The sequence below is a fragment of the Streptomyces sp. SM1 genome, assembly GCF_002910825.1.
Taxonomy (GTDB): domain Bacteria; phylum Actinomycetota; class Actinomycetes; order Streptomycetales; family Streptomycetaceae; genus Streptomyces; species Streptomyces okerensis.
Genome location: NZ_NEUB01001010.1, coordinates 1 through 4,101, shown reverse-complemented (window position 1 = coordinate 4,101; position 4,101 = coordinate 1). Strand labels below are relative to the sequence as shown.

General features: G+C 70.9%; 4 protein-coding genes. 3 read left to right on the top strand and 1 reads right to left on the bottom strand.

Annotation, left to right across the window (positions count from 1 at the left end; genetic code table 11):
• The 3 genes from B9S61_RS36340 to B9S61_RS36330 all read left to right on the top strand — a co-directional run.
• Nucleotides 1-685: SDR family oxidoreductase (locus B9S61_RS36340; protein WP_103545989.1), on the top strand; the 685-nt coding region annotated here is incomplete at its 5' end.
• Nucleotides 686-1,184: 499 nt separating this feature from the next.
• Nucleotides 1,185-2,768: an acyl-CoA carboxylase subunit beta gene (locus tag B9S61_RS36335; RefSeq protein ID WP_103545988.1), complete on the top strand. Its 1,584-nt coding sequence runs from the start codon at nt 1,185-1,187 to the stop codon at nt 2,766-2,768.
• Between the two features lie 35 nt (nt 2,769-2,803).
• Nucleotides 2,804-2,992, top strand: a complete 189-nt coding sequence (locus B9S61_RS36330) for an acyl-CoA carboxylase subunit epsilon (RefSeq protein ID WP_103545987.1) — start codon at nt 2,804-2,806, stop codon at nt 2,990-2,992.
• Between the two features lie 490 nt (nt 2,993-3,482).
• On the opposite strand, the gene B9S61_RS36315 is transcribed toward B9S61_RS36330, so the two are convergent.
• Entirely contained in the window at nt 3,483-4,073 is a 591-nt protein-coding gene (locus B9S61_RS36315; RefSeq protein WP_103545985.1) for an ATP/GTP-binding protein, read from the bottom strand.
• Nucleotides 4,074-4,101: the final 28 nt, after the last annotated feature.

Here is a 4,101-nt window from a genome sequence, read left to right as displayed (position 1 = left end):
GCGCTTCGCCGCCGGAGGCTGGCATCTGCTGCTCAGCGGACGGGACCGGCGGCGGCTGGAGGAGACGGCGTCCGGTGCCTCGGCGGTCCTGCTGCCCGCCGACCTCGCCGCCCCGGACGGGGCGAAACTGCTGGCGCAGGCAGCGCTGCGGGAGACCGGCCGGATCGACGTGCTGGTCGCCGGCGCGGGCATCGGCTGGGCGGGACCGTTCCTGACCATGCCGCACACGGACATCGAACGCGTGCTCTTCCTGGACCTCAACGCCACGCTGCACCTCGTACGGGAGGTGCTGCCCGCCATGGTGGCGGCCGGCCGGGGCCGGGTGGTGCTCGTCGGCTCGGTGGCCGGCTCCGTGGGCGTCCGCGAGGAAGCGGTGTACTCCGCCGCCAAGGCGGGGCTCGCCGCGTTCGCGGAGGCGCTCCGCCAGGAACTGCGCGGTACGGGCGTGGGAGTGAGCCTGGTCGTGCCCGGCCCGGTCGAGACGGGCTTCTTCGCCCGCCGCGGCAGGCCCTACCACCGCGCCCACCCCCGGCCCACCTCACCCGGCCGGGTCTCGGCCGCCGTGTGGGACGCCGTCTCCCGGGGCCGCGACGACACCTACGTCCCCGCCTGGCTCACCCTCCCGGCCCGGGTGCGTGCCCTCACCCCGAACCTCTACCGCAGACTCCTCAACCGCTTCGGCTGACCCCCGTGCGGAGTCCGGCGCGGGTACGGACGGCCGTTCCCTGCCCGCGCCGGACTCCACGCGAGCCGACGCCGCCCCCGCCTGCGCCCCGCTGCCCGGCCCTCTCCGCCGGCCTCACCGCCGGTTCCGCGGGGGAGTGTGCCGCACCGCCGTCACGGCCGTACCGCTACCCTCTGCGTGAGCAACCGACCCGAACGGGCGAACCGGGGGAGACCGTGCGGGACGAACCCGTGCGGGAGGCGCCGAACTCCGTGGAGACACCGGCCACCGGCCCCGTCGCCGAGGCCGCGCGTCACTCTCGGGGAGGTATGCGCCGCCCATGAATGTGAGGCGACTCTCAGGTGACGTCTTTGTGTGACTCCTACAAGCGAGAAGCCCTCTGAGCAGTCGGAACGCCTGCATGTCGCCCTGGTTCTGTTCAGTGGTACCAGGAAAACGCGTCGAGGACTGTGAGGAGTCGACGGCTCGCATTCCCCGGTGTCCTTCGTAAGGTCACTACATGACCGTTTTGGATGAGGCGCCGGGTGAGCCGACCGACGCGCGCGGACGCGTGGCCGAGCTGCACGGGATCCGTGCGCGGGCACTGGCCGGCCCGAGCGAGAAGGCGACGGCGGCGCAGCACGCCAAGGGCAAGCTGACCGCGCGGGAGCGCATCGAACTGCTGCTGGACGCGGGCTCGTTCCGTGAGGTCGAGCAGCTGCGCCGGCACCGGGCCACCGGGTTCGGTCTGGAGGAGAAGAAGCCGTACAGCGACGGTGTGATCACCGGCTGGGGGACGGTGGAGGGCCGTACGGTCTTCGTCTACGCCCACGACTTCCGGATCTTCGGCGGTGCGCTGGGCGAGGCCCACGCCACGAAGATCCACAAGATCATGGACATGGCCATCGCGGCCGGTGCCCCGCTGGTGTCGCTGAACGACGGCGCGGGCGCCCGTATCCAGGAAGGCGTCTCCGCCCTCGCGGGGTACGGCGGCATCTTCCAGCGCAACACCAAGGCGTCCGGCGTCATCCCGCAGATCAGCGTGATGCTCGGCCCGTGCGCGGGCGGCGCGGCCTACAGCCCCGCCCTCACCGACTTCGTGTTCATGGTCCGCGACACCTCGCAGATGTTCATCACCGGCCCGGACGTGGTCAAGGCGGTCACCGGCGAGGAGATCACCCAGAACGGCCTGGGCGGCGCGGACGTGCACGCCGAGACCTCCGGCGTCTGCCACTTCGCCTACGACGACGAGGAGACGTGCATCCACGAGGTGCGCTACCTCCTCTCCCTCCTCCCGCAGAACAACCGCGAGAACCCGCCGCGGGCGGAGAGTTCCGACGCCGCCGAACGCCGCGGCGAGGTCCTGCTGGACCTGGTCCCGGCCGACGGCAACCGGCCCTACGACATGGCCAAGGTCATCGAGGAGATCGTCGACGACGGCGAGTACCTGGAGGTCCACGAGCGCTGGGCGCGGAACATCATCTGCGCGCTCGCCCGGATGGACGGCCAGGTCGTCGGCATCGTCGCCAACCAGCCGCAGTCGCTGGCGGGTGTGCTGGACATCGAGGCGTCCGAGAAGGCCGCCCGCTTCGTCCAGATGTGCGACGCCTTCAACATCCCGATCCTCACCTTCCTGGACGTCCCCGGTTTCCTCCCGGGCGTCGACCAGGAGCACGGCGGGATCATCCGGCACGGCGCGAAGCTGCTGTACGCGTACTGCAACGCCACCGTGCCCCGTATCTCGCTCATCCTGCGCAAGGCGTACGGCGGCGCGTACATCGTCATGGACAGCCAGTCCACCGGCGCGGACCTCACCTACGCCTGGCCGACCAACGAGATCGCCGTCATGGGCGCGGAGGGCGCCGCCAACGTCATCTTCCGCCGTCAGATCGCCGAGGCCGAGGACCCCGACGCCATGCGCACCCGCATGGTCAAGGAGTACAAGTCCGAGCTGATGCACCCGTACTACGCGGCCGAGCGCGGCCTGGTCGACGACGTGATCGACCCCGCGGAGACGCGTGAGGTGCTGATCCGTTCGCTGGCGATGCTGCGGACCAAGCACGCGGATCTGCCGTCCCGTAAGCACGGCAACCCGCCGCAGTAACCCGGCGGACATTTCTCCCAGGGAGACTGAGAGCCATGAGCACATCTGACATCCGGGTCGAGAAGGGCCACGCGGAGCCCGAGGAAGTCGCCGCGATCACGGCGATCCTGCTGGCGCGGGCGGCGACGCCGCCGTCGGCTCCCGCTCACCAGGGCCGGGCGCGGGCAGGCTGGCGCCGCCTCGAACGCGAGCCGGGCTTCCGTGCTCCCCACAGCTGGCGCTGACCCCCGCCGACCATGACGTCAGGGCCCCTCCACCACGGAGGGGCCCTGACTCATGAACAACCCCACCTCGTCACACAGCCGGTGCAACGCCGTCGGGGCCGTCTCGTCACCCTGCCGGGACACACCTCCAAGGCCCGCCTTGTCACGCCGTCCGGGCAACGCCCTCAGGGGCGCGGGGAACTGCGCGACCAGCCCCCACATGCCCGCACCCGGCATGCGAGAGCCCCCGGCAACCCAGTGGCCGCAAGGGGCTGTTGCGCAACTCGGCGCTACGAGGTGCCTCCCCCACTCTCGGCTTCTCCCCCACTCTCGGCTCCGCTCGAGCGGGGGGACCCCCATGAGCGGGAGGTACCCCCACCGCCCACCCGTGCCGCCCTGGGGCACCTCCCAGGCCCTTGAGGCACTGGGGAGGCACGACTGCCCGCAGGCTGCGCGGGGGCCGCAGGCGGGACGTCTGCCGCGGTGGGCGGCGTGGACCCGGTGGCAACCGTCAGCGGAGGCGGGCCATCAGTGCATGCTCCACGAGAGTGATCAGCGCCGACTTCGCATCGGCACGATGCCGCGCGTCCGTCGTGATGATCGGCGTGTCCGGCCCGATCTGCAGCGCTTCCCGCACCTCGTCCGGGTTGTACGGCTGCTGGCCGTCGAAGCCGTTGAGGGCGATCACGAACGGCAGTCCCGAGTTCTCGAAGTAGTCGACCGCGGGGAAGCAGTCGGCGAGACGCCGGGTGTCCACCAGCACGATCGCGCCGATGGCGCCGCGCACCAGGTCGTCCCACATGAACCAGAAGCGGTCCTGACCGGGCGTACCGAACAGGTACAGGATCAGGTCCTGGTCCAGGGTGATACGTCCGAAGTCCATGGCGACCGTCGTGGTCGTCTTGTCCCCGGTGTGGGTGAGGTCGTCGATGCCTGCCGAAGCGGACGTCATGACGGCCTCCGTGCGCAGCGGGTTGATCTCCGAAACGGCCCCGACGAACGTGGTCTTGCCCACGCCGAAGCCACCCGCCACCACGATCTTGGCCGAGGTGGTGGCGCGGCTTTCGGAGACCGCCCCGCCGCTAGAGCTTGCGAAGTCCACTGAGCACCCTTTCGAGCAGTGTCACGTC